General features: G+C 39.2%; 21 protein-coding genes. 9 read left to right on the plus strand and 12 right to left on the minus strand.

Features of this window, described 5'->3' with window-relative positions; all coding sequences use genetic code 11:
- Positions 1-71: 71 nt before the first annotated feature.
- Positions 72-1,157 (plus strand): metallophosphoesterase, encoded by a 1,086-nt coding sequence (locus tag O1Q81_RS03210; RefSeq protein ID WP_386698201.1) that lies wholly within the window; start codon positions 72-74, stop codon positions 1,155-1,157.
- A gap of 50 nt (positions 1,158-1,207) precedes the next feature.
- Here O1Q81_RS03210 and proB read toward each other — a convergent pair whose 3' ends face one another.
- On the minus strand, positions 1,208-2,314 hold the full coding sequence (proB, locus tag O1Q81_RS03215) for a glutamate 5-kinase (protein ID WP_386698203.1): 1,107 nt from the start codon (positions 2,312-2,314) through the stop codon (positions 1,208-1,210).
- Positions 2,315-2,465: 151 nt separating this feature from the next.
- On the opposite strand from proB, the gene O1Q81_RS03220 reads away from it, so the two are divergent.
- Positions 2,466-3,251 carry a threonine/serine exporter family protein gene (locus O1Q81_RS03220; protein WP_386689344.1) on the plus strand — a complete coding sequence of 262 codons (786 nt, stop codon included), beginning with the start codon at positions 2,466-2,468 and terminating at the stop codon, positions 3,249-3,251.
- A 1-nt stretch (position 3,252) separates the two neighbouring features.
- Positions 3,253-3,717 (plus strand): threonine/serine exporter family protein, encoded by a 465-nt coding sequence (locus O1Q81_RS03225; protein ID WP_386689346.1) that lies wholly within the window; start codon positions 3,253-3,255, stop codon positions 3,715-3,717.
- A gap of 76 nt (positions 3,718-3,793) precedes the next feature.
- On the opposite strand, the gene O1Q81_RS03230 is transcribed toward O1Q81_RS03225, so the two are convergent.
- Positions 3,794-4,369, minus strand: a complete 576-nt coding sequence (locus tag O1Q81_RS03230) for a thymidine kinase (RefSeq protein WP_386689348.1) — start codon at positions 4,367-4,369, stop codon at positions 3,794-3,796.
- Between the two features lie 26 nt (positions 4,370-4,395).
- Positions 4,396-5,430, minus strand: a complete 1,035-nt coding sequence (gene tsaD / locus O1Q81_RS03235) for a tRNA (adenosine(37)-N6)-threonylcarbamoyltransferase complex transferase subunit TsaD (RefSeq protein ID WP_386698205.1) — start codon at positions 5,428-5,430, stop codon at positions 4,396-4,398.
- 204 nt (positions 5,431-5,634) lie between these two features.
- Between tsaD and rpsU the strand changes: the two genes are divergently transcribed.
- The 6 genes from rpsU to O1Q81_RS03265 all read left to right on the plus strand — a co-directional run bounded on the left by rpsU (position 5,635) and on the right by O1Q81_RS03265 (position 15,160).
- Complete coding sequence (rpsU, locus tag O1Q81_RS03240) at positions 5,635-5,850, plus strand: 30S ribosomal protein S21 (RefSeq protein ID WP_132302146.1); 216 nt, start codon at positions 5,635-5,637, stop codon at positions 5,848-5,850.
- A 101-nt stretch (positions 5,851-5,951) separates the two neighbouring features.
- Positions 5,952-7,700 carry a DNA primase gene (dnaG, locus tag O1Q81_RS03245; RefSeq protein ID WP_386698207.1) on the plus strand — a complete coding sequence of 583 codons (1,749 nt, stop codon included), beginning with the start codon at positions 5,952-5,954 and terminating at the stop codon, positions 7,698-7,700.
- 82 nt (positions 7,701-7,782) lie between these two features.
- Positions 7,783-9,654 carry an RNA polymerase sigma factor RpoD gene (rpoD, locus tag O1Q81_RS03250; protein ID WP_386689355.1) on the plus strand — a complete coding sequence of 624 codons (1,872 nt, stop codon included), beginning with the start codon at positions 7,783-7,785 and terminating at the stop codon, positions 9,652-9,654.
- Positions 9,655-10,007: 353 nt separating this feature from the next.
- Positions 10,008-12,149 carry a polyribonucleotide nucleotidyltransferase gene (gene pnp / locus O1Q81_RS03255; protein ID WP_386695701.1) on the plus strand — a complete coding sequence of 714 codons (2,142 nt, stop codon included), beginning with the start codon at positions 10,008-10,010 and terminating at the stop codon, positions 12,147-12,149.
- Between the two features lie 99 nt (positions 12,150-12,248).
- On the plus strand, positions 12,249-13,184 hold the full coding sequence (gene nlpI, locus O1Q81_RS03260; protein WP_386689359.1) for a lipoprotein NlpI: 936 nt from the start codon (positions 12,249-12,251) through the stop codon (positions 13,182-13,184).
- Between the two features lie 122 nt (positions 13,185-13,306).
- Positions 13,307-15,160 (plus strand): DEAD/DEAH box helicase, encoded by a 1,854-nt coding sequence (locus O1Q81_RS03265; RefSeq protein WP_386695705.1) that lies wholly within the window; start codon positions 13,307-13,309, stop codon positions 15,158-15,160.
- A 123-nt stretch (positions 15,161-15,283) separates the two neighbouring features.
- Here the strand turns inward: O1Q81_RS03265 and O1Q81_RS03270 are convergent, their stop codons facing one another.
- The 9 genes from O1Q81_RS03270 to O1Q81_RS03310 form a co-directional block, all read right to left on the minus strand.
- Complete coding sequence (locus O1Q81_RS03270; RefSeq protein WP_386698209.1) at positions 15,284-16,870, minus strand: fused MFS/spermidine synthase; 1,587 nt, start codon at positions 16,868-16,870, stop codon at positions 15,284-15,286.
- Entirely contained in the window at positions 16,863-17,474 is a 612-nt protein-coding gene (locus O1Q81_RS03275; RefSeq protein ID WP_386689367.1) for a fused MFS/spermidine synthase, read from the minus strand. The genes O1Q81_RS03270 and O1Q81_RS03275 overlap by 8 nt, the downstream gene beginning before the upstream one ends.
- A 136-nt stretch (positions 17,475-17,610) precedes the next feature.
- Complete coding sequence (locus O1Q81_RS03280) at positions 17,611-18,237, minus strand: YchE family NAAT transporter (protein ID WP_386689369.1); 627 nt, start codon at positions 18,235-18,237, stop codon at positions 17,611-17,613.
- Positions 18,238-18,369: 132 nt separating this feature from the next.
- A complete protein-coding gene (gene groL / locus O1Q81_RS03285) occupies positions 18,370-20,013 on the minus strand; it encodes a chaperonin GroEL (protein WP_386698211.1) in 1,644 nt (547 codons plus the stop codon).
- 17 nt (positions 20,014-20,030) lie between these two features.
- Positions 20,031-20,321 carry a co-chaperone GroES gene (locus O1Q81_RS03290; RefSeq protein ID WP_132302131.1) on the minus strand — a complete coding sequence of 97 codons (291 nt, stop codon included), beginning with the start codon at positions 20,319-20,321 and terminating at the stop codon, positions 20,031-20,033.
- Positions 20,322-20,474: 153 nt separating this feature from the next.
- Positions 20,475-20,771 carry a DNA-binding transcriptional regulator Fis gene (fis, locus tag O1Q81_RS03295; protein WP_386689374.1) on the minus strand — a complete coding sequence of 99 codons (297 nt, stop codon included), beginning with the start codon at positions 20,769-20,771 and terminating at the stop codon, positions 20,475-20,477.
- Positions 20,764-21,753, minus strand: a complete 990-nt coding sequence (gene dusB / locus O1Q81_RS03300) for a tRNA dihydrouridine synthase DusB (RefSeq protein WP_386698213.1) — start codon at positions 21,751-21,753, stop codon at positions 20,764-20,766. The genes fis and dusB overlap by 8 nt, the downstream gene beginning before the upstream one ends.
- 175 nt (positions 21,754-21,928) lie before the next feature.
- Positions 21,929-22,810, minus strand: coding sequence for a 50S ribosomal protein L11 methyltransferase (gene prmA / locus O1Q81_RS03305; RefSeq protein ID WP_386698215.1), 882 nt, complete (start codon positions 22,808-22,810; stop codon positions 21,929-21,931).
- A gap of 27 nt (positions 22,811-22,837) precedes the next feature.
- A complete protein-coding gene (locus O1Q81_RS03310; protein WP_386698217.1) occupies positions 22,838-24,238 on the minus strand; it encodes a multicopper oxidase domain-containing protein in 1,401 nt (466 codons plus the stop codon).
- Positions 24,239-24,247 lie beyond the last annotated feature (9 nt).

Consider the following 24,247-nt stretch of genomic DNA (forward strand, 5'->3'; position numbering starts at 1 on the left):
GAAGCGTATTAATATAATGCAACTTTTAACTGCCCTCGCTTTGGGGGCATTATTTTTGGGAGAAAAACAGATTGGAAACACGTTATTATGTTATTTTTGCTGTAACTATACTGGCGTTACAGGTACTTATTTATATTTTTAACCGAACCTTAGGTTGGCTTTATGGCGGTGTATTATCACAAAAAGGTCGCTATATTTTTGTGTTTACCAGCTATGTATTCACTAATTCAGTCGCCATTCTAACTGCCACTAGGTTATTCCCAATGTTTCGCCTATTGCCGTTTATCATGGTATTCTTGCTGTTTTCGCTTTTTGTTAGCCTTGCTCTAGTATTATTGGCATGGGTATTCAAAAATTACAGCAAAATCCACCGCACTTTGGCTTGGTTATATCCTATTGGCATGGCAGGGTTAATCGGATTAGGTGTGTATAACGCTTATACGCCACAAATAGTCCATTATCAAATCACCCTTGATAAACCGATAAGACTATTACGTATCGGCATGGCAAGCGATTTTCATTTAGGCAAATTGTTCGGTGCCAAACAGCTTGATCAATTAGCGGAGATTTTTAATCAACAAAAAGTCGATCTCATTTTGCTACCAGGTGATATTATGGACGACAATGTCGATGCCTATTTAAGTCAAAAAATGCAACCGAGTTTAGCTAAATTACAAGCCCCTTTAGGCGTTTATGCGACCTTAGGCAACCACGATTTCTTTGGCGATCAACAACGGATTGCGGAACAGATTAAACAAGCTGGCATCAAAGTATTGTGGGATCAAACAGAAACCATTAATAATGAATTTGTGATTGTTGGGCGTAATGATGATTTAGTCAAAGATCGCCCGAGTACCGCACAGTTAATTCAGTCCGTGGATACTCGTTTACCGATTTTTGTATTAGATCATCGTCCGACAGAAATTGAACAAATTTCGCAATTACCCGTGGATTTACTGGTCGCAGGTCATACTCACAACGGGCAAATTTTTCCTGCCAATTTTATTACTAAATTAATTTACCGCCTTGCTTATGGTCATGAAAAAATTGGCAACGGGCATTTTATTGTCACCTCAGGCTATGGCTTTTGGGGAGTTCCAATGCGATTGGGAACACAATCGGAAGTAGTGATTATTGATGTGAAAGGGAAAGAGTAAGCAAAGAATAACAGTAGGTGTGTGCAAACACACCTAGCTGATGCAGATTATTATTTTTTCAATACCACCATATCATCACGATGCACCGCTACTACCCCATATTCATAACCAAGAATTTGTTCAATTTGTTGCGATTTCTTACCTTGAATAAGTTGTAACGCATCACTGTTATAGCGTGGCATACCAAGGGCAATGTCTTTACCGTTTTGAGTACGGATTTTGACCACTTCACCACGGGAAAAACGTCCTTCAATGGCGACAATACCAGCAGGTAGTAAAGATTTTTGTTGAATTAACACCGCACTTTCTGCTCCGTCATCAATAATAATGCTGCCAGCAGATGGAGCAGCAAATAGCCATTGTTTACGGCTTTCTAGGTGTTCGGCTGGGATAGTGAATTTGGTACCAATAGCTTGCTCATAGGCTAAATCCACAATCACATTTTCACGATTGCCTGATACGATAATGGTTTCAATACCTGAACGCGTTGCTACATCTGCGGCGGTAATTTTAGTTGACATGCCGCCAGTCCCCAAATTTGTACCACTACCACCTGCAATAGCACGAATATGATCGTTAATTTGTGCCACAACTGGAATTAATTTTGCGTCAGGGTTTTTACGTGGATCGCTATCAAATAAACCTTGCTGATCAGTCAATAAATAAAGTTGATCGGCTTGCACTAAAATAGCCACTAATGCCGATAAATTATCATTATCGCCCACTTTTATTTCAGCGGTAGCTACCGCATCATTTTCATTAATTATCGGAATAATTTGATTATCTAACAGAGCATGCAAAGTATCTCTTGCATTGAGAAACCGCTCACGGTCTTCAATATCCGCACGGCTTAATAAAATCTGCCCAACATGAATATCATAAATAGCAAACAGCTGTTGCCAAGTTTGAATTAACTGGCTTTGTCCAACTGCCGCCAATAATTGCTTTGAAGCGATTGTCGGGGGTAATGCAGGGTGGTTTAAATAATCACGCCCAGCCGCAATGGCACCAGAGGTAACAATAACCAGCCGAAAACCTGCTTGATGAAGTTGAGCAAGTTGACGTACAATTTCAATCATGTGTGGACGATTTAATTTTGGCGAACCTTGTGTTAAAGTACTGGTGCCAAATTTTACAACAATAGTTTTTTGATTCATTATAGTAACTCTTAAAAAAATGATGTGCTAAATTAGCATTAAAATCTGTAAAAATCACGTAATTTTGACCGCACTTTATTGATTTAACACAATTCTTTTTACTGGCAAGAAAGCATATAATAAGACAATTCAATATTTATGGAAATTCACTATGGTAGAAAAACAACAACTTGAAGAACATCAGCGAGAGATAACACGGCTTTGTATTTTGGTGGCACAATTATTGTTACAACATGGTGCAGAAAGCACGGTGGTTTCACAAAGTGCCATTCGGTTAGGTAAGGCACTAGGTGCGACAACCGTAGAATGTGCTTTAACACCTAATGCAATTATTTTAACTACGGTATTAAATGAACATTGTATTACCACCACCAGACAAAATGTAGATAAAGGCATTAATATGCAAGTGGTAACGGCGGTGCAACGTATTGTGATTGCAGCGGAGCATCATATTTATGATATTCACTTGGTACGAGATAAGTTAGAACAGATTAAACCGTTAAAATACAACCGTTGGCTTGTGGTGTTTATGATAGGGTTATCCTGTGCTTGTTTTTCCCATCTTTCTGGTGGTAATCATGTTATCTTTGGGATTACCTTTGTAGCCTCTGCGATTGCTATGTTTGTGCGTCAAGAGTTAGCTAAACGACATTTTAATCCGCTTATTGTGTTTAGCGTAACTGCTTTTGTCGCCTCATTAATTGCAGGATTAGCATTAAAATACAATTTAGGCAATAATCCACAGATTGCCCTTGCTTCTAGCGTGTTATTATTAGTCCCTGGTTTTCCATTAGTTAATTCATTAGCTGATATTCTCAAAGGACATATAGGTATGGGCTGGGCAAGATGGACTTTGGCGACAGTATTAACTTTCGGGGCTTGTATGGGTATCGTACTCGCTTTAAATCTATTACACATCACACATTGGGGAAACTAAAATGGATTTAATTTTGTTATTACTTGATGATATGTTTTTTGCCGCCATACCCGCAGTGGGTTTTGCCTTGATTTTTAATGTGCCACCTAAGGCATTGATTTATTGTGGCGTGTTAGGTGCATTGGGACACAGTTTCCGTACGTTATTATTGCATTTTGATGTATCTTTAGTGCTTGCCACAATGTTAGCTTCTGCATTAATTGGTTTTGCTGGGGTGCATATTTCGCAACGTTATTTAGCTCACCCTAAAGTATTTACTGTGGCGGCGATTATTCCTATGATTCCGGGAATTTATGCTTATAAAGCGATGATTGCGATTGTGCAAATCAACTATCAGGGTTATACCCCAGAATTGTATGAACACATGATTAACGATTTTATTAAAACAGGATTTTTGCTCGGAGCTTTAGTATTTGGCTTGGCGTTACCGAGATTAATGTTTTATCGAAATACGCCAGTGGTTTGATTTTCGCTTAAAAGTGCGGTGTTTTTATTGATAATTTCTGTTGAAATTGTTTTGGAATTTTCACCGCACTTTTTGCTTACTCAATCATTTCCTTATAGTGTCGCCGACAAACGGAGAGATATTTATCATTTCCGCCAATTTCAATTTGTTTTCCGTCTTTTACGACTTCACCTTGTTCATTTAAACGCAACACAAAATTTGCTTTGCGACCGCAATAGCAAATGGTTTTCAGTTCTTCTAATTGATCCGCCCACGCTAATAAATATTGGCTACCCTCAAATAAATTCGCCTGAAAATCCGTGCGTAAGCCGTAACATAACACGGGAATATTCAATTTATCCACCACATCACTTAATTGACGAACCTGTGCTTGGCTGAGAAATTGAGCTTCATCGACTAAAATACAGTGTAATTTTTCATGCTCTAAATGTTGCTTGATTTCTTGCCATAGATTACTGTTTTTATTAAATAATTTAGCCGCCTGACTGATGCCAATACGGGAGGTTATTCGCCCTACCCCAAAACGATCGTCAATCGCTGCGGTATAAAGCAACACGTTCATTTGACGTTCGACATAGTTGTAGGCGGATTGTAACAGGGTAGTGGATTTCCCTGCGTTCATCGTGGAGTAATAAAAATAAAGTTTAGCCATAAGTGCGGTGTTTTTTGGTTAAGTTTTTAAATAGACGCTAATTCTGTCATTGCCCAGCGTGGTTTTACCTCAATCGCTAAATCCGATTGTTCGCCATTTTTTAAGCGTAAAAAACCCACGTAAGCAATCATTGCTCCGTTGTCGGTACAAAATTGCGGAGCAGGGTAGAATACTTGCCCTTTGAGTTGTTGCATTAATTGCTGTAAACCTTGTCGTAATTGCTTGTTAGCACTGACACCACCAGCGATGACTAAGCGATTGTAGCCTGTTTGTTTTAAGGCTCGTTTGCATTTAATCGCTAAAGTATCCACCACTGAAGTTTGAAAAGCATGAGCAATATCTGCTTTGTCTTGTTCATTCAATTCGCCTTGTTGTTTGATTAATTGATTAATCGTATTGGCAGCAGCGGTTTTTAAGCCAGAAAAACTGAAATCCAAGCCAGGGCGATCGGTCATCGGTTTCGGGAACACAAAGTGTCCTGCCGTGCCTTTTTCAGCTAAACGAGAAAGAGCCACACCACCTGGATAATCTAAACCGAGTAATTTTGCTGTTTTATCAAAGGCTTCACCAGCCGCATCATCAATACTTTCACCTAATAGTTGATAACACCCCACGCCCTCCACTTGCACCAGTTGCGTATGCCCTCCCGATACCAACAATGCCACAAAAGGAAAGTGCGGTCGATTTTCGGGCAGTTCTAACATGGGGGCGAGTAAATGTCCCTCCATGTGATGCACACCGATAGCAGGAATATTCCAAGCATAAGCAAGCGAGCGAGCAATAGTCGCTCCCACTAATAAAGCTCCCACTAAACCTGGTCCAGCAGTATAAGCAATACCATCAATGTCTTGAGCGGTTAAATTTGCTTGTTGCAAGGCTTGCTGAATTAAAGGTAAGGTTTTGCGAATATGATCACGTGAGGCAAGCTCGGGAACGACCCCCCCATAATCAGCGTGCAGATCGATTTGGCTATAAAGTTGATTGGCGATTAAGCCTTGTTGTTCATCATAAATGGCAACACCTGTTTCATCACAGGAGGTTTCAATGCCTAGAATTTTCATGAAATGCTCTTTATTTTGTTATTCTTCTAAAAATTAGGTAAGATTTTACCGCACTTTGGCAAATTTGCACAGAAAAGATCAAATTCAGGCTTTACTTTTAGGGGCAAATTAGATTAAAATTGCGACCTTTATTGAGTAAGTTACTCAGTAATTTTGCAAAATTAACTAAACTTATTTATCAAATTTTAATAGAGGTGATGGCTTATGCCAGTAATTAAAGTTCGTGAAAACGAATCATTTGACGTTGCATTACGTCGTTTCAAACGCTCTTGCGAAAAAGCAGGTATTTTAGCTGAAGTGCGTGCTCGTGAATTTTACGAAAAACCGACTACTATTCGTAAACGTGAAAATATCTCTCGTGCAAAACGTCACGCGAAACGTGTTGCTCGTGAAAACGCTCGTAATACACGTTTATATTAATTAGAAGTTTTAATTAACACTTGAGTTAAACAAACCGTGAAACCTTTTCGGAATCACGGTTTTGTTCATTTAATTAGTTTGCTAATTCATGAGGATTAACTATGGCGGGTTTGATTCCACGTTCTTTTATTAATGATATTATTGCTAAAGCAGATATTGTTGATATAGTTAATTCTCGGGTCAAATTGAAAAAGGCTGGCACCAATAATTATCAAGCGTGCTGTCCATTTCATCACGAAAAAACACCCTCTTTTACGGTTAGCAAAACCAAACAGTTTTATCATTGTTTTGGTTGTGGGGCTCACGGTAATGCGTTAAGTTTTTTAATGGAATATGACAAACTTGAATTTGTAGAAGCGGTAGAAGAATTAGCCAATATACTTGGCTTAGATGTACCAAGAGAGGAAACTCGTGGTAAATCAGATAAGCCTTATGTTAATTATCAGACTAAGAAAGATCTTTATCAATTAATGCAAGAAATTGCTGAACTTTATCAGCAACAACTGCCGAAATCTCAGTTAGCTCAAGACTATTTACAACAACGAGGTTTGTCTAAAGAAATTATTCAGCGTTTTTCTATTGGTTTTGTGCCAGATAGTTATGATTTAGTGGTGCGTCAATTTGGTCATAATAAGGAAGAACAAGAGCGGTTATTTTCCTTGGGTATGGTAAAACGTAGCCAGCGTGGTACGGTTTATGATACGTTCCGTAATCGAATTATGTTTCCAATCCGTGATCGTCGTGGACGAGTGATTGCTTTTGGGGGACGGGTGATCGGCGATGGTACACCCAAATATCTTAACTCACCTGATACTGTAACCTACCATAAAGGTAATGAACTTTATGGATTATATGAAGCATTGAAAATTAATGATAGTCCTGAACAACTATTAGTCGTTGAGGGCTATATGGACGTGGTAGCATTGGCTCAGTTTGATGTGAATTACGCTGTGGCTTCTTTAGGAACAGCCACTACGCCAGAACAAATTAACCAGATTTTTCGTTCTACCGAGCAAGTGATCTGTTGTTATGACGGCGATCGGGCTGGACGAGCGGCTGCATGGCGAGCGTTAGAAAATGCGTTGCCTTATTTGGAAGATGGTCGTCAGTTGAAATTTGTATTTTTACCTGATGGCGAAGATCCTGATACCTACATTCGTCAATATGGCAAACAACAATTTGAAGACTATTTACAACAGGCACAATCTTTGAGCGATTTTTTATTTGATCATTTACTCAAAGATGTCAAATTAGCAACCAAAGAGGGTAAAAGTAAGCTGGCAGCATTAGCCGTACCATTAATTGAACGTATTCCTGGAGAAATGTTGCGGATTTATTTGAATAATATCTTAGCCAGTAAGTTAGGTATTATTGATCCTAAACAAATTGAAGCTCTCTTAGCACAACCGCAACAAAAAAGTGCGGTGCAAAAAATGCCAGAAGTAAAGCGTACCCCTATGCGATTGTTGATAGCTTTATTATTACAAAATCCAGAGCTGGCTCAATTAGAATATGATGTGTCGGATATTGCGAGTTTAAATGAACCGGGATTAGCGTTGTTTGATAAATTAACTCGGGTTTGTCGGGATAATGTCGGCATTACCTTAGGGCAAATATTAGAATATTTTCGTGATACAGAAGATTATAAGCCCCTTGAAATTTTATCAACTTGGGATCATTTAATTGAAGAAGAACAGATCAGTACGACTTATATTGAAACCTACGAATTTTTGTTAGCCCAAATTATTGAACGTAGAATTGAGCAATTAATTGCTAAAGATCGTACTGAAAGTTTAGATTCAGAAGAAAAACAGGAACTTTTCAAATTACTCAGTGGACGAGCAAAATAAATAATAGTGAAATAGTCATAACAGTGATAGAATTTAATTCATTTTACCTTAACGAATAAAAGTAAAGGCGGAGGAGCCATTTATGGAGCAAAATCCACAATCACAATTAAAATTGTTAATCGCCCAAGGGAAAGAACAGGGCTATTTAACCTTTGCCGAAGTCAACGATCATTTGCCAGAAGAACTCGTTGATGCCGATCAAATTGAAGATATTATTCAGATGATCAATGACATGGGTATTCAAGTGTTGGATGCAGCACCAGATGCCGATGATCTTATTTTAAATGAAAATATCGACAATATTAATGATGATGTGGTGGAAGAAGCGACCCAAGTATTATCTAGCGTAGAAGCTGAGTTAGGTCGTACTACCGATCCTGTGCGAATGTATATGCGAGAAATGGGCAGTGTAGAACTTCTAACTCGTGAGGGTGAAATTGATATTGCCAAACGCATTGAAGACGGTATTAACGAAGTACAAAGTGCCGTGGCGGAATATCCCGAATCGCTGACTTATCTTTTAGAGCAATATGAAAAAGTTGAAGAGGGTTCCGTTCGTTTAGTGGATTTGATCACAGGCTTTGTTGATCCGAATGTAGTTGAAGAAGAAAGTATCGCTGAGATTGATGATGAACTTGCGGACGATGCTGATGAAGAGGAAAGTACTGAAGTTGCTGACGTTGATTTAGATGATGAAGAAGACGAAGAGGAAACGGAATCTTCTTCCGATGACAGCGATACGGCTATTGATCCAGAAGTTGCAAGAGAAAAATTTGCCGCCTTAAAAGCACAACATATTAAAATCTTAGGGTTAATTGAAAAACATGGGCGTACCCATAAAAAAGTGCGTAGCGAAATTCAAGCATTATCAGAAATTTTTGTACAATTCCGTTTAGTGCCTCGTCAATTTGATTTATTGGTGATGTCTATTCGAGATATGATGAAACGGGTACGTAAAGAAGAACGTCAAATTCAACGTTGGGTAGTGGATTATGCCAAAATGCCAAAAGATGATTTTGTTAAGGTCTTTACGGGCAAAGAAAATACAGATGCTTGGTTAGTCAAAATTTTAGGTAGTAAGAAAAACTATGCCCCTAAATTAGCCGAATATGCCGATAATATTCGAGATTCTATTGCAAGATTACAACAGATAGAACAAGAAACCAGACTTACCATTCCACAAATTCGTGAAATTGGTGATCGGGTAGCTCAAGGCGAATTAAAAGCTCGCCGAGCCAAAAAAGAAATGGTGGAAGCTAACTTACGTTTAGTGATCTCGATTGCCAAAAAATACACCAACCGAGGTTTGCAATTCCTTGATTTAATTCAAGAAGGTAACATCGGTTTAATGAAAGCGGTGGATAAATTTGAATATCGCCGTGGTTATAAATTCTCAACTTATGCTACATGGTGGATTCGTCAGGCGATTACGCGTTCTATTGCCGATCAGGCTCGCACTATTCGTATTCCTGTACACATGATTGAAACCATTAATAAATTAAACCGTATTTCACGTCAAATGTTACAAGAAATGGGACGAGAAGCTACGCCAGAAGAATTGGCAGAGCGTATGGGGATGCCAGAGGATAAAATTCGTAAAGTGTTGAAAATTGCCAAAGAACCGATTTCTATGGAAACCCCAATTGGTGATGATGACGATTCACATTTAGGTGATTTTATTGAAGATAGTACCCTTGAGTTACCATTAGACAGTGCCACAGCACAAAGTTTACGTGCCGCAACCCATGAAGTATTAGAGGGTTTAACTCCAAGAGAATCTAAAGTATTACGTATGCGTTTTGGTATTGATATGAACACTGACCATACGCTTGAAGAAGTAGGTAAACAATTTGATGTTACCCGTGAACGTATTCGTCAAATTGAAGCCAAAGCATTACGCAAATTACGCCACCCAAGCCGTTCAGAAACTTTGCGGAGTTTCTTAGATGAGTAAGTGATATGCCCTGCACTAGCGTACAGGGATAAGCATGGTGACGATGCTCTGCATCTTTTATATGAATGAGATAACGGATCTAACGCTATGGAATAGCGATATTATGTCTAACCCCGTATGTAAGTGCGGGGTTTTTTCGTCTATTTCGTGATTTAAGAGAAATAAAATTATTACTTCATGTGAAAAGGTTGTATAATAATCAACGCTTTTTTGTATCCGTTTTCGTTTTAGCGTGCGGCTATCAAAAATATTTTGCAGATAGACAAAGAATATTTTTGCTAGTCGCAAATTTGGAACAAGAAAGCAGTGTTTGGGGGAAATCCCTGTGTTAGAAAATGAAAAAGGAAAACATTGTGAATCCAATAGTAAAACAATTTAAATATGGTCAACACACCGTTACGCTTGAAACGGGTGCGATTGCACGTCAAGCGACCGCAGCAGTGATGGCAAGTATGGACGATACCACCGTATTCGTGACCGTGGTAGCGAAAAAAGAAGTGAAAGAGGGGCAGGATTTCTTCCCATTAACTGTTGATTATCAAGAACGTACTTATGCCGCGGGTAAAATTCCTGGTGGATTCTTTAAACGTGAAGGTCGTCCATCTGAGGGTGAAACCTTAATTGCTCGTTTAATTGACCGTCCAATTCGTCCATTATTCCCTGAGGGTTTCTTAAATGAAATTCAGATCATTGCGACTGTGGTGTCAGTTAATCCACAAATTAGCCCTGATTTAGTGGCAGTGATTGGTGCGTCAGCTGCATTGTCATTGTCAGGTGTACCGTTTAATGGTCCAATTGGTGCGGCTCGTGTGGGCTTTATTGATGATCAATTCGTGCTAAACCCAACCATGGCAGAACAAAAACAAAGCCGTTTGGATTTAGTCGTAGCTGGGACGGATAAAGCCGTGTTAATGGTAGAATCTGAAGCGGACGTATTAACTGAAGAACAAATGTTAGCGGCGGTAGTATTCGGTCATCAGCAACAACAAGTGGTGGTGGAAGCGATTAAAGAATTTGCTCAAGAAGCGGGCAAACCACGTTGGGATTGGGTGGCACCTGAGCCAAATACCGCATTGATTAATAAAGTAAAATCTTTAGCAGAAAGCCGTTTAGGTGATGCTTATCGTATTACTGAAAAACAAGTGCGTTATGAGCAAATTGATGCGATCAAAGCTGATGTGATTGCTCAAATTACCGCAGAAACTGCTGAGGGTGAAGAGATCAGCGAAGGTAAAATTATTGATATTTTCACCGCACTTGAAAGTCAAATCGTGCGTGGGCGTATTATCGCAGGCGAACCACGCATTGACGGTCGTACCGTTGACACTGTGCGTGCCTTAGATATTTGTACGGGTGTATTACCACGTACTCATGGTTCAGCGATTTTCACGCGTGGCGAAACGCAAGCGTTAGCGGTGGCAACATTAGGTACTGAGCGTGATGCACAAATTCTCGATGAATTAACTGGCGAACGTCAAGATAATTTCTTATTCCACTACAATTTTCCTCCGTATTCTGTGGGTGAAACAGGACGTGTGGGTTCACCAAAACGCCGTGAAATCGGTCATGGTCGTTTGGCAAAACGTGGTGTCGCCGCTGTGATGCCAAGCATTACTGAATTCCCTTATGTAGTACGTGTGGTGTCTGAAATTACCGAGTCTAACGGTTCTTCTTCTATGGCGTCTGTATGTGGTGCTTCCCTTGCGTTAATGGACGCTGGTGTACCAATTAAAGCCGCCGTAGCTGGGATTGCCATGGGTTTAGTGAAAGAAGACGACAAATTTGTGGTGCTTTCTGATATTTTAGGCGATGAAGATCACTTAGGCGATATGGACTTCAAAGTCGCAGGGACTCGTCAAGGTGTAACTGCACTACAAATGGACATCAAAATTGAAGGCATTACCGCCGAAATTATGCAAATTGCCTTAAATCAAGCGAAAAGTGCCAGAATGCACATTTTAGGTGTAATGGAACAAGCGATTGCCGCTCCACGTGAAGAAATTTCTGATTTCGCACCACGTATTTACACCATGAAAATCGATCCGAAGAAAATCAAAGATGTGATTGGTAAAGGTGGTGCAGTGATTCGTGCATTAACCGAAGAAACAGGCACATCTATTGATATTGACGATGATGGTACCGTAAAAATTGCCGCAGTTGATGGTAATGCAGTGAAAACAGTTATGGCGCGTATCGAAGACATTACCGCAGAAGTAGTGGCAGGTGAGATTTACAAAGGTAAAGTGACTCGTCTGGCAGACTTTGGTGCCTTTGTTTCTATTCTTGGTGGAAAAGAGGGGTTAGTGCATATTTCACAAATCGCTGAAGAGCGTGTTGAGAAAGTGACTGATTACCTTACTTTAGGTCAAGAAGTGCAAGTCAAAGTGGTTGAAATTGATCGCCAAGGTCGTATTCGCTTAACCATGAAAGATCTTGTGGAAAAACAACAAGCTGCTGAATCAACAGAGCAAGCTACATTTGTTGAACAAGAATAATTTGTAAAATTTTACCGCACTTTGCTAGAGTTTAAGTAGGCTTGAGTAAAAGTGCGGTTTATTTGTTATAAATTTTGTCTAATAAAGGCATTATAGGTGATGATACTGCTAAACAGGTTAATGCAGATCGGCAAGTTTTTACCGAATTTATTGTTTGTTGTCATGCTAACGAGTTGTGTCAATAGCTCTGGTGGCGTGTTTGTATCTAACAATAAAATAACCTTGGCGGAACAATATCCTAATGTGCATTTTGAGCAAGAAGTCATGATTGCTCGTATTCATCAAATGCTGATTATTGGACAACTATCGAAAGCAGAACGAGCAAGTTTACATTTTGAGCGTGGTGTGCTTTATGATAGTTTAGGGCTTTGGGGATTAGCTCGTTATGACTTTACTCAAACCCTAGCACTGCGACCAAAAACGGCGGCAGTTTACAACTATTTAGGTTTATATTCTTTATTAGATGAAGATTATGACAGTGCATTAGAGGCATTTAATGTAGTGTTTGAATTAGATCCTGATTATGAATATTCCTATTTAAATCGTGGTTTAGATTTTTATTACACTGCACGTTACAACCTAGCACAACGGGACTTTTTGGCTTTCTATAATGCGGACCAAACCGACCCTTATCGTGTGCTTTGGCTATATTTAAATGAGCTTAAATTTAAACCCAATGAGGCAAAACAGAATTTAGTGCAAAGAGCTAAACAGCTTTCCACTGAATATTGGGGTACTTCAATCGTCCAATATTATTTGGGCAACCTTTCAGAGCAAGACTTATTAGACAAGGCTCAACAATTTGTTGATCCAGCGTCCCCTCAATATGCGGAAGTATTGACTGAAACCTATTTTTATCTAGCAAAACAAAAACTCAATATTGGCAATGTGAGTGAGGCAGAAACCTTATTCAAATTGGCGATGGCAAATCAGGTGTATAATTTCGTTGAGTATCGTTTTGCATTGTTTGAACTGGCGAAATTGAAAAATATGGAATCCAGTGAACAAACGGACGTGATTGCACGGAAAAAATAACCGCTCAAAGTGCGGTGCTTTTTAGTAAAGTTTTTCTTAGTGCAATTAAATTATACAAACGAAAGCCAAAATTGAGCTTTCCTAGGGTCAAAGACCCCTAACAAAACAATTCGAGTATTTTAATGACTGAAACAAATATTACATTTGGCGACTTAGGCTTGCCAGAATTTATCCTTTCTGCTGTAACTGAAATGGGCTTTACAACGCCATCACCTATTCAACAGGCTTGTATTCCACATCTGTTAAATGGACGTGATGTGTTGGGTATGGCACAAACAGGGAGCGGAAAAACTGCGGCGTTTTCTTTGCCATTATTGGCACAAATTGACGTGGAACAAAAACACCCACAAATGTTAGTGATGGCACCAACCCGTGAATTAGCCATTCAAGTGGCAGATGCTTGTGAGCAATTTGCTAAAAATGCCAAAGGCATGCGTAGTGCAACCCTTTATGGCGGACAACGTTACGACATTCAATTACGTGCTTTGCGTCAAGGAGCGCAAGTCGTGGTAGGAACACCGGGGCGTATTTTGGACCATATTAAACGTGGTACGTTAGATTTATCTGAACTGAAATTTATCGTGTTAGATGAAGCAGACGAAATGTTGCGTATGGGCTTTATTGAAGATGTTGAAACCGTGATGGCAGAATTACCAGCAAAACATCAAACCGCTCTCTTTTCTGCTACCATGCCAGAACCGATTCGTCGTATTACCAAACGTTTTATGACCGATCCGCAAGAAGTGAAAATTCAATCCACCCAACGTACTAATCCAGATATTGCACAAAGCTGTTGGTATGTACGTGGATTCCGTAAAAATGATGCCTTATTACGTTTCTTAGAAGTAGAAGATTTTGATGCAGCGATTATTTTTACCCGTACCAAAACAGGTACCATGGACATCACTGAATTATTAGAAAAACATGGTTTTAGTGCAGCCGCCTTAAACGGCGATATGACCCAGCAAGCTCGTGAACAAACCTTAGATCGCTTACGCAACGGTAGTCTTGATATTTTAGTCGCCACCGATGTTGCTGCCCGTGGTTTAGATGTGGAACGTATTAGTTTAGTGGTCAACTATGATATTCCATTAGATGCGGAAAGCTATGTTCATCGTATCGGTCGTACGGGGCGTGCAGGTCGTTCAGGCAGTGCATTGCTGTTTGTTGAACCAAAAGAACGCCGTTTATTGGGTAATATTGAACGCTTAATGAAGAAACCGATTGACGAAGTGGCGGTACCAAATCACGAACAATTACAGGCTTGTCGCCGTGAAAAATTCGTGCGTAATATTACCAAACAATTAGAACATCATGATTTAGAAAAATATCGTAGCTTAATTGAAGATCTATTCACAGCGGATCAAGATTTAGAAGATATTGCGGCAGCCATGTTAATGTTATTACAAGGCAAACAAAAATTGATTCTGCCACCAGATGCACCAATGGAAAAACGTTCAAGCCGTGATCGTGATGATCGCCGTGGTGATCGCCATGACCGCCGTGATAGAAATGATCGTGGTGAACGCCGTGGTTATGGTAATCCAGTGCCAATGGATCTCTATCGTATTGAAGTGGGTCGTGCAGACGGTGTTGATGTGCGTCATATCGTGGGTGCCATTGCTAACGAGGGAGATATTGATAGCCGTAATATCGGTCACATTAAATTATATGATGATTATTCAACTGTGGAATTACCAAAAGGTATGCCGAAAGAGTTACTTCAAGTGTTCAACAAAACCCGTGTGTTAAACAAACAAATTCGTATGACTTTTGTGAGTGAAGCTCAAGGCGGGGAACGTGCTGGACGTGATGATCGCCGTACAGGCAATAGCAAACGCCGTAGTAATGATCGTAGCAACGACCGAGGATCTCGTGGTGAGCGTAAATTCTCAGCAAAAAATGACCGCACTTTTAAGGAAAGTGGTCGTAAAGAGTTCAAGGAAAAAGGCGATTTTAAAAAACGTCAACGCTAATTCATTGAGATAATTTGACAAAATCAAGGGCTGACAACGATATTGCATCGTAGTCAGCCCTTTTAATTGGCATAGTAGAGGAAAAACCTTTCTGCCTAAAGTGCGGTCAAAATTTACAGGATTTTAAAATCTTTTTCTACTTTCATCTGAAAACAGACCATATTTATATTCCGTAATCATATTTTCGTCACGAATTATTTCTGGGTTACGCCCTAGAGATGAAAAATCAATCTTATCGTAAGGAATCAACGGATTTTTATAAATACGTTCTACCCCTTGCGTTAGATTCTGAGCATTAAATACGGGTTCTCCACCGTCCCATTTTAATTTAGCGAAAGTCGAGGTAATACTTTGTTGAGTCATTTCAGGTATCGGTTTCAGTGATGCCAAGGACATATTTAAGTATTGGTAAACATAAGGGAAAACCGATTTAGAAGTATAAAACGCATCATAAGAAGACGTGGTATTAAAATAAATAAATCCGTCTTCTGCTAAATGTTCTTTTGCTAATGTCTGAAATTGTTGGCTTAACAGATTAGACGAATAACTACGCCAGTGAAAGGTGGTATTCATTAAAATGAAATCAAATTTGCTATTCGGGTTTTTATTCAGCCAACGTCGTCCGTCATCGGTGATAAGATGTACTCGTTTATCTGCTAATAGATGCTGCATTTCTGAATACATAGTTACCAATTTTGGATAACCAGGGTTTAATTCCACCACAGTGATCGATTCAATTTCAGGCATCGTGGTCAATACTCGAACCCATGACCCTGTACTCAACCCGATAACCAAAATATTTTTAGCTTTTGGTGCGATAACAGGAATTAAATAAGCCCGTTCAATGCCGTTATGACTATGATTTAAATCCACGTTGAGCATACCATCGTAGGCATTACCGCCCAAGACTAATTTATCGTTATTTTCATTGGTATAAACTTGAATAAAACCGTGTTTATTCTCAATAATCCGTTCCAATGTGGCATTTTCTTTTTGAGCCAACGCAGTAATCATTTTCTCTGGTACAACAAATGCTGTTGCAACAACAATAACTAGCAAAGCGAAATCTGCTACTTTGACAACGGCTTTTTGCAGACAGAAAAATGCTGTAATCAAGGTAATGGCGATAATAATCAGATAAGTTTGCTGCGTAGTGAAAATATCTAATAGATAAAACCCAATAAAAATTGGTGAAATCGTACAGCCCAATACATTGGCGAAATAAACATTGGAGATTGATGCCCCCGTTTTTTTATTTTCAGAACCTAAATGATGAACAATCGGGAAAACGATGCCACGCAATAAAGCACAGAAGAAGATGCTCGAGATAAAAAGCCCAAAAGCAAATTTATTGGATAAGAAAACGAATAGAGAAATAGCTAGGCAATCAAGAACAGCCGAGAGTAAAAAGATCTTCCCGATATATTCGATCGTTCCTTTTCCTTCCTTCCTTCCTTCCTTCCTTCCTTCCTTCCTTCCTTCCTTCCTTCCTTCCTTCCTTCCTTCCTGACAAACCTGCTTACCAATGAGAGATCCTATTGCAATACCTAATAGAAACAGTGCCAAAGTAATAGAGAATGCTTGCGGAAGACCGCCAGTAAAAAAGCCAAATAATCGAATCCAGATGACTTCAAGCCCTAGACTGAGAAATCCACTTAAAAAAGATAATAAGATTGCTTTTTTAGCTATTTGATTAGATTGATTAAGCATGTTTCAAACCTCTTAGGTTGTATCTGAGAAAAATGACGATGGCGACAAAATAGTTAATCGCAGCAGCCATATAAATAACTTGTGTCAAGGTAAAATGATTAAACAACACAAACCCCGTGGCTAAACAAGCGGAAGCTGCACCTAATGTATTGGTAAAATACAGCCAACCGATATTATCGCCGACATTATCAAGATATTGATTTAAATATTGCGTAAGCAATGGCAAAGTACTACCCATCAGAAAGGTAGGAAACAGTAGTAAGATGAAGTTAGAAAATGCAATCACTACAAGATCAGAATGTAAAAATAACGTTTTGGTCATTTCTATCAGTGTCGGGCTTAATATACCGAATGAACCGATACCTAATTCAGTTAAAGCAAAGAATAAAATAATATGTTTGGGAAATCTATCTGCAATACGCCCACCGTAGTAAGCACCAATGCCAAGCCCAGCCATAAATACGGCGATAATAATTGTAATAGATTCCAAATCGACACCGAATGCGGTAAACAACATTCTTTGCCAAGCAATCTGATAAATTAATGCCGCAAATCCAGATAAAAAGAAAATACTTTTTACCGTTCTCATTTTAGAAACTTCCATATAATTCCTTTTATTAAATTAAATCTTGGGGGGCGTAGTATATCATCATCTTTTTATGGTTAAGAAAACATTTTTATTGATTATGTAGATAAAAGGGATAAGCATTTGCTTATCCCTTTGTCATTCTTCATTTGAATTAAAATACGCCCATATTGCGTAATCCAGTGGTAATAATTTCTACCCCAAGGGACATTAACAATAGCCCCATAATACGTGTAATAACGTTTGATCCTGTTTTGCCTAATTTTTTAATGACGGGTTTAGAATAACGGAATAGAATGTAACAACCTATACCAAATAAAATAATGGTGAGTGAAGAATACAGATAACCAGTTAGGTTATGCTGGGTTGAACCAAATACAATCGTTGCACTAATCGACCCTGGTCCTGCCATAATTGGCATCGCGAGAGGAACAACGGCAATATTATTATAGTCCTCAAAGTTCTCGTTTTTTTCTTCTTTATTGATTTTATGTTCACCGATTTTACCGTTAATCATGGTTAATGCAATCATTGCCACCAGACCACCGCCCGCAATACGGAAAGAATCAATAGAGATTTTGAAAGTGTCTAAAATAAAGTTACCAAAAAAGAAACTGACCAACAAAATGACTACAATAGAAAAACACGTGACTGCTGCGGTACGATTTTGTTGTTCTTGAGTTTGTTCTCCCGTCATTGAATAGAAAATAGGGGTTACGCCGATTGGGTTGACTAGAGCGATAAGTCCCATAAAAAACTGGAGATAGATAGCTAATTCCATATTTCACCATACGTATAATTATTTGCTGCATATTATAATGGATAGGTGAGCGGATATAAATAAACTTGTAACAAAAAAGTGCGATGAAATTCACCGCACTTTTGCATCAATTATTCGAGAATTAGCGAATGATTACATCATGCCGCCCATACCACCCATGCCGCCCATACCAGCACCGAGATCGGCTTTGTCGTCTTTTGGTAATTCAGTAACCATACATTCTGTGGTGATCATTAAACCAGCCACCGAAGCAGCGAATTGTAATGCAGAACGAGCGACTTTAGTTGGATCTAAAATACCCATTTCGATCATATCACCATATTGCTCGGTACTTGCGTTGTAACCGAAGTTGCCAGCACCAGCTTTCACTGTATTTGCTACCACAGAACCCTCTTCACCAGCGTTTTCCACGATTTGGCGAAGTGGTGCTTCTAATGCACGTAACGCAAGTTTAATTCCGACATTTTGTTCTTCGTTATCACCTTGTAACGTAGCAGCTACTTTGGTCGCCGCACGCACTAATGCCACACCACCACCAGCAACAATACCTTCTTCCACGGCTGCACGAGTAGCGTGTAACGCATCTTCCACACGGTCTTTCTTCTCTTTCATTTCAACTTCGGTGGCGGCTCCAACTTTGATGACTGCCACACCGCCAGCGAGTTTCGCTACACGTTCTTGTAATTTTTCTTTGTCGTAGTCAGATGTGCTTTCTTCAATTTGTTGACGAATTTGACCAACACGACCTTTGATTTGAGCTTCATCACCAACACCGTCAATAATCGTGGTGTTATCTTTATTAATCACCACACGTTTGGCTTGACCTAAATCTTCCAAGGTGGCTTTTTCTAATTCCATACCGATTTCTTCAGAAATTACAGTACCCGCAGTGAGAATCGCAATATCTTGCAACATCGCTTTACGGCGATCACCAAAGCCTGGTGCTTTTACCGCAGCGACTTTTACGATACCACGCATAGTATTGACGACTAAAGTAGCTAAGGCTTCACCCTCCACATCTTCCGCAATGATTAACAATGGTTTACCTGCTTTTGCCACACCTTCTAATACAGGCAATAATTCACGAATATTAGAGATTTTTTTATCCACTAATAAAATATATGGATTGTCTAATTCAACTGTTGCGGTTTCAGGTTTGTTAATAAAATAAGGTGATAAATAACCACGGTCAAATTGCATCCCCTCAACCACGGCTAATTCATCTTCCAAACCTGTGCCGTCTTCAACGGTAATCACGCCCTCTTTGCCAACTTTTTCCATAGCTTGAGCAATTAATTGACCTACCACGCTATCACTATTGGCAGAAATCGTTCCAACTTGCTCAATTTCTTTAGAGGTTTCACATGGTTTAGATAATGCTTTCAATTCAGCCACAACAGCGGTCACGGCTTTGTCGATACCGCGTTTTAAATCCATTGGGTTCATACCCGCGGCGACTGCTTTTAAGCCCTCATTAACGATAGCTTGAGCTAAAACAGTTGCGGTCGTTGTACCGTCACCTGCGGCATCATTGGCTTTAGAGGCAACCTCTTTGACCATTTGTGCACCCATATTTTCGAATTTATCGGCTAATTCAATTTCACGTGCAACAGACACACCGTCTTTGGTAATTGCAGGTGCACCAAAGGCTTTGTCTAAAATAACGTTACGACCTTTTGGACCTAAAGTAACTTTTACTGCATCTGCTAATACGTTCACACCCGTTAACATTTTTACACGAGCATCATTGCCAAATTTTACTTCTTTTGCTGCCATTTTTAATATTCCTTCTATTATTCTACGATTGCTAAAATATCATTTTCAGAAACGATTAACACTTCTTCACCGTCAATTTTCTCTGCTTTAACGCCATATCCTTCGTTAAAAATTACGGTATCACCGACTTTCACATCTAAAGGTTGTACTGTACCATTTTCTAAGATACGACCTTTGCCTACTGCAATAACTTTAGCTCGAGTGGATTTTGTTGCTGCACTACCAGTTAAAACGATACCGCCAGCGGATTTGGTTTCTACTTCTTCACGTTTGATAATTACACGATCGTGTAAAGGACGAATTGCCATTTGAATTTCTCCTAAATTAGATTTATAAATAAGTACAAATAATATGGGGAAGTAATTTAGGCTTTCAAGAGGGGAAATAAACTTTTTTTATAAAAAATCATAGATGAAAAATAGGGCAATTTGCCCTATTTTCAGATTTGCGACTATCGTTTTCTAGCCCATACCATATTGTTTTAATTTTTTGCGTAAGGTACCACGATTGATGCCTAACATAATAGCCGCACGAGTTTGATTGCCACGAGTATGTTGCATAATGATGTCTAATAGTGGATGTTCCACTTCTGCCAATACAAGCTCATAAAGATCGTTAACATCTTGACCATCTAAGTTAACTAAATAATTTTTAATGGCTCGTTTAACTGAGTCACGTAATGGCTTGTTAACAGCTTGTGATTGTGCATTTAATTCTGGCACGATAAATTTTGTAGATGGTGTTGTTTGTTCAAACATTTGAATTTCCATTATTACTTATAAAATTAAAAAAATCTTCTAAAGCGATCAGTTGCTCAGTGGCATTGCTAATTGCGTTAAAAGTCCGTTTAAAATCGGAATCTGGTTGAATTCCTTGTAAATACCAGCCAACATGCTTGCGAGCAATTCGATAGCCTTTTTCAGAGCCATAGAACTGATGTAATTCTTCAATATGACGTAAAATTACACCGCACTTTTCTGTTAAACTGGGGGCGATTATATTGGTTGAATTGATTTCAGCTAGTTCTCCTAAAGATTGAAATATCCAAGGATTACCTAAAGCTCCACGCCCAATCATAATTCCATCTGCACCTGTATAATCAAGTACAAACTTTGCTTTCTCTACCGAGATAATATCGCCATTGGCGATCACAGGAATAGAAATTGCTTGCTTAACTGCTTTAATATGATGATATTCCGCTTCTCCTTCAAATAAGCATTCACGAGTACGCCCATGAATGGTTAATGCTTGAATACCACATTGTTCAGCAATTTGAGCGATTTCTACACAATTTATATGTTGTCGATCCCAACCTGTGCGAATTTTCAACGTGACAGGCACGTTTACTGCATTCACTACCGACTCAAGAATCTTTGTGACTAAATCAGGAAACTGTAGTAAAGCAGAACCTGCTAACTTTTTATTCACCTTTTTAGCGGGGCAACCCATGTTAATATCAATTATTTGGGCACCATATTCCACATTGATTTGAGCGGCTTGTGCCATTTCTTGCGGATCAGAACCCGCAATTTGCACAGCGTTTATGCCAGCATCTTGGTGATGAGCCAGACGCAATTTCGATTTTTCTGTATGCCATACTTGCGGATTAGTGGACATCATTTCTGAAAACGTCAGCCCAGCACCATAGTGCGAACAAAGTTTACGAAATGGCTGATCCGTAATGCCTGCCATTGGAGCTAACAAAATGCGATTTTTTAATTGATATTGACCAATTCGCACTTTAAATTCTCCAACACTTAGTTAACTCAGAAAAAATTAAGCCGAATATTGGTTAAATATTCGGCATTAATAACCGACAAGGTTGGCTATGATACGCAAAAAATTGTCATTTGAAAAGCATAATTTTTAAACAAGTAACAGAAAAAGTGTGGTTTTTCTGGTTGACATTTCTAAATTAAGCTAATTTACCCGTAATTCTGCACCATTCTTCCCGTTCAACCACAGGTTCAAGGATAAATTTTTGTTGATAAGATTGGCAAACAGATTGTGCTTGGCTGGCTAAAATACCTGACAAACCTAAATTCCCTTGTGATTTCACTAATTGACTAATCACAGGATAAAGTTCTTTTAATGGACCGGCTAAAATATTGGCAACCACCACATCGGCTTTCAAATCCGTTGGTTTGTCATCAGATAAGAATAATTGCAAACGATCGGCGACACCATTTTGTTCCGCATTATTGCGACTAGCTAAAATGGCTTGCGGATCAATATCAATTCCAATGGCATTTTTTGCCCCTAATTTTAATGCTGCAATAGCTAAAATGCCTGAACCACAACCAAAATCAATTACGGTTTTATCTTGTAAATCAAGGCTATCTAACCATTCTAAACAAAGAGCCGTGGTAGGGTGGGTGCCAGTGCCAAAGGCTAAACCAGGATCAAGCATCACATTCACTGCATTTTCATTAGGCACCTCACGCCAGCTTGGACAAATCCATAAGCGTTTGCCAAATTGCATTGGGTGGAAATTATCCATCCATTCTCGTTCCCAATCTTTATCTTCAATTTGCTCAATTTTATAAGCAAAATCAGGTTCTAACAGGTTGCTGTTGCGAAGTGCGGTTAAAATTAATGCCATTTCTGTTTCTGCATCAAACAATGCCATCACATCTGTATTGCCCCACAGGCGAGTTTCCCCTGGTAATGGTTCAAAAATCGGCGTATCTTGACTATCCATAAAGGTCACTGACACAGCCCCGATTTCTGCTAAAAAATCACTGATTTTTTCTGCTTTCTCACTGGTACTGTTTAAGCGAAGTTGTACCCAAGCCATAGTTTTTTCCTTTTTATTGTTATATTCTTACTGCACCACTAATAACCCAATCGCCCCTTTATCCGCCTGAATCAAGTCTCCCGAACCAAAAATAAACGGGTGGCTATTGGATGAAAGATTATCAAATTTCACTAAAATACTAGCGTTATTTTCAATCCACAAGGTATCTTTCCAAACTAATTCATTGCTAGGAATTTTCTTCTCATTTTGGCTTTCCAGCACGAATTTTGCCCCCTGAATACGGAAACTGACAGGAGATGAAACGCTGATTTGCCAGCGTTCTACGGAACCATGTTTAGCACTCACATCAATACGACGAGGATCAAAACGTTTTTGGTTGATCATGGCGTTGATATTGTCTAAGTGAAATTGGCGTTGTTGAGTAATTTCTGTGGGTAACGTTGCTATGTTACTAAATTGATAGCTAGGTTTATTGGTAAAAGCAGCAAGTAAACCCTCGGGACGTAATTCCAAAATATGGTTATCCACTAATTCGCCATCGCTATTAAAGAATAATCCGATTTTATCGAATAATCCACGTGGTTTACCCGTAATTAAACTGACATTGCCGCCCTCGTTTAAATCCACCAGTATTTCAAGGCGTTCCCCTGAACCGAGCATGACAGATTTTACCGTTTTGGGTTCAGGCAAAAAGCTCTGATCTTGAGCGATAATCAGAAAATCACGTTCATCATCAAAACGTAATTCATAAGCACGAGAAAGCGAAGCGTTAAGTAAACGTAACCGCACCCAACCACGAGCCACGTTCAAATAAGGTGATTGTTGACCATTAACAAATAGACGTTCACCCACAAAGTGCGGTTCATTTTGTTGGAATAATTGTGAACCAGCATTATTGAGGCTTAAATCCTGTAAAATCAGCGGAATATCATTGATACCATATTTGTTAGGTAACTGTGATTTACGGCTTTCATCATCTTCCACAATACACATACCCACTAAACCACGATAGTTTTGATAAGCAGAACTGGCAAGGGAACAAGATTGATAATAACAAAGTCCTGCATTTTGCGTAATGGGGACAATCGGTGCCCAACTCTGACCAGCTTTCAGACTATGTCCTATTCCACCAAGTAAGTCGCTATTGACTTGTAAACCTTGAATATTTAAAGCGACTGATTGTGGCAAATTATTACGATAATTTAGCTTAACAAAATTCCCTTGGCGTATTTTGATGGTAGGACCGAGATATTGACCATTAAAGCCCCACACTTCCACTAAATTATTATTGAGTAATTTTACTTGGGTGCTTTCTAAAGATAAAAAAATAGGTTTACCACGCCGACTGTCCATAAGTGGTGGAATTTGTAAAGGTTGATTGGTTGCCGCCAATAAAGCATTTGGCACAGCTGACAATGCTGTGGCAATAGCGGTTTTTTTAAGAAATTGACGACGAGAATTATCCATTTGATAAAC

The organism is Lonepinella sp. MS14436 (genome assembly GCF_042470565.1).
Classification (GTDB): Bacteria; Pseudomonadota; Gammaproteobacteria; order Enterobacterales; family Pasteurellaceae; genus Lonepinella.

Bases quoted from the DNA above. Each gene is read 5' to 3' on its own strand.
- dnaG (WP_386698207.1), top strand. From the start codon at position 5,952: ATGGCGGGTTTGATTCCACGTTCTTTTATTAATGATATTATTGCTAAA.
- O1Q81_RS03220 (WP_386689344.1), top strand. From the start codon at position 2,466: ATGGTAGAAAAACAACAACTTGAAGAACATCAGCGAGAGATAACACGG.
- O1Q81_RS03265 (WP_386695705.1), top strand. From the start codon at position 13,307: ATGACTGAAACAAATATTACATTTGGCGACTTAGGCTTGCCAGAATTT.
- O1Q81_RS03275 (WP_386689367.1), bottom strand. From the start codon at position 17,474: ATGGAAGTTTCTAAAATGAGAACGGTAAAAAGTATTTTCTTTTTATCT.
- prmA (WP_386698215.1), bottom strand. From the start codon at position 22,810: ATGGCTTGGGTACAACTTCGCTTAAACAGTACCAGTGAGAAAGCAGAA.
- O1Q81_RS03290 (WP_132302131.1), bottom strand. From the start codon at position 20,321: ATGGCAATTCGTCCTTTACACGATCGTGTAATTATCAAACGTGAAGAA.
- O1Q81_RS03230 (WP_386689348.1), bottom strand. From the start codon at position 4,369: ATGGCTAAACTTTATTTTTATTACTCCACGATGAACGCAGGGAAATCC.
- O1Q81_RS03310 (WP_386698217.1), bottom strand. From the start codon at position 24,238: ATGGATAATTCTCGTCGTCAATTTCTTAAAAAAACCGCTATTGCCACA.
- O1Q81_RS03280 (WP_386689369.1), bottom strand. From the start codon at position 18,237: ATGGAATTAGCTATCTATCTCCAGTTTTTTATGGGACTTATCGCTCTA.
- O1Q81_RS03225 (WP_386689346.1), top strand. From the start codon at position 3,253: ATGGATTTAATTTTGTTATTACTTGATGATATGTTTTTTGCCGCCATA.
- proB (WP_386698203.1), bottom strand. From the start codon at position 2,314: ATGAATCAAAAAACTATTGTTGTAAAATTTGGCACCAGTACTTTAACA.
- rpoD (WP_386689355.1), top strand. From the start codon at position 7,783: ATGGAGCAAAATCCACAATCACAATTAAAATTGTTAATCGCCCAAGGG.
- tsaD (WP_386698205.1), bottom strand. From the start codon at position 5,430: ATGAAAATTCTAGGCATTGAAACCTCCTGTGATGAAACAGGTGTTGCC.
- fis (WP_386689374.1), bottom strand. From the start codon at position 20,771: ATGTTTGAACAAACAACACCATCTACAAAATTTATCGTGCCAGAATTA.
- rpsU (WP_132302146.1), top strand. From the start codon at position 5,635: ATGCCAGTAATTAAAGTTCGTGAAAACGAATCATTTGACGTTGCATTA.
- nlpI (WP_386689359.1), top strand. From the start codon at position 12,249: ATGATACTGCTAAACAGGTTAATGCAGATCGGCAAGTTTTTACCGAAT.
- O1Q81_RS03270 (WP_386698209.1), bottom strand. From the start codon at position 16,870: ATGCTTAATCAATCTAATCAAATAGCTAAAAAAGCAATCTTATTATCT.
- groL (WP_386698211.1), bottom strand. From the start codon at position 20,013: ATGGCAGCAAAAGAAGTAAAATTTGGCAATGATGCTCGTGTAAAAATG.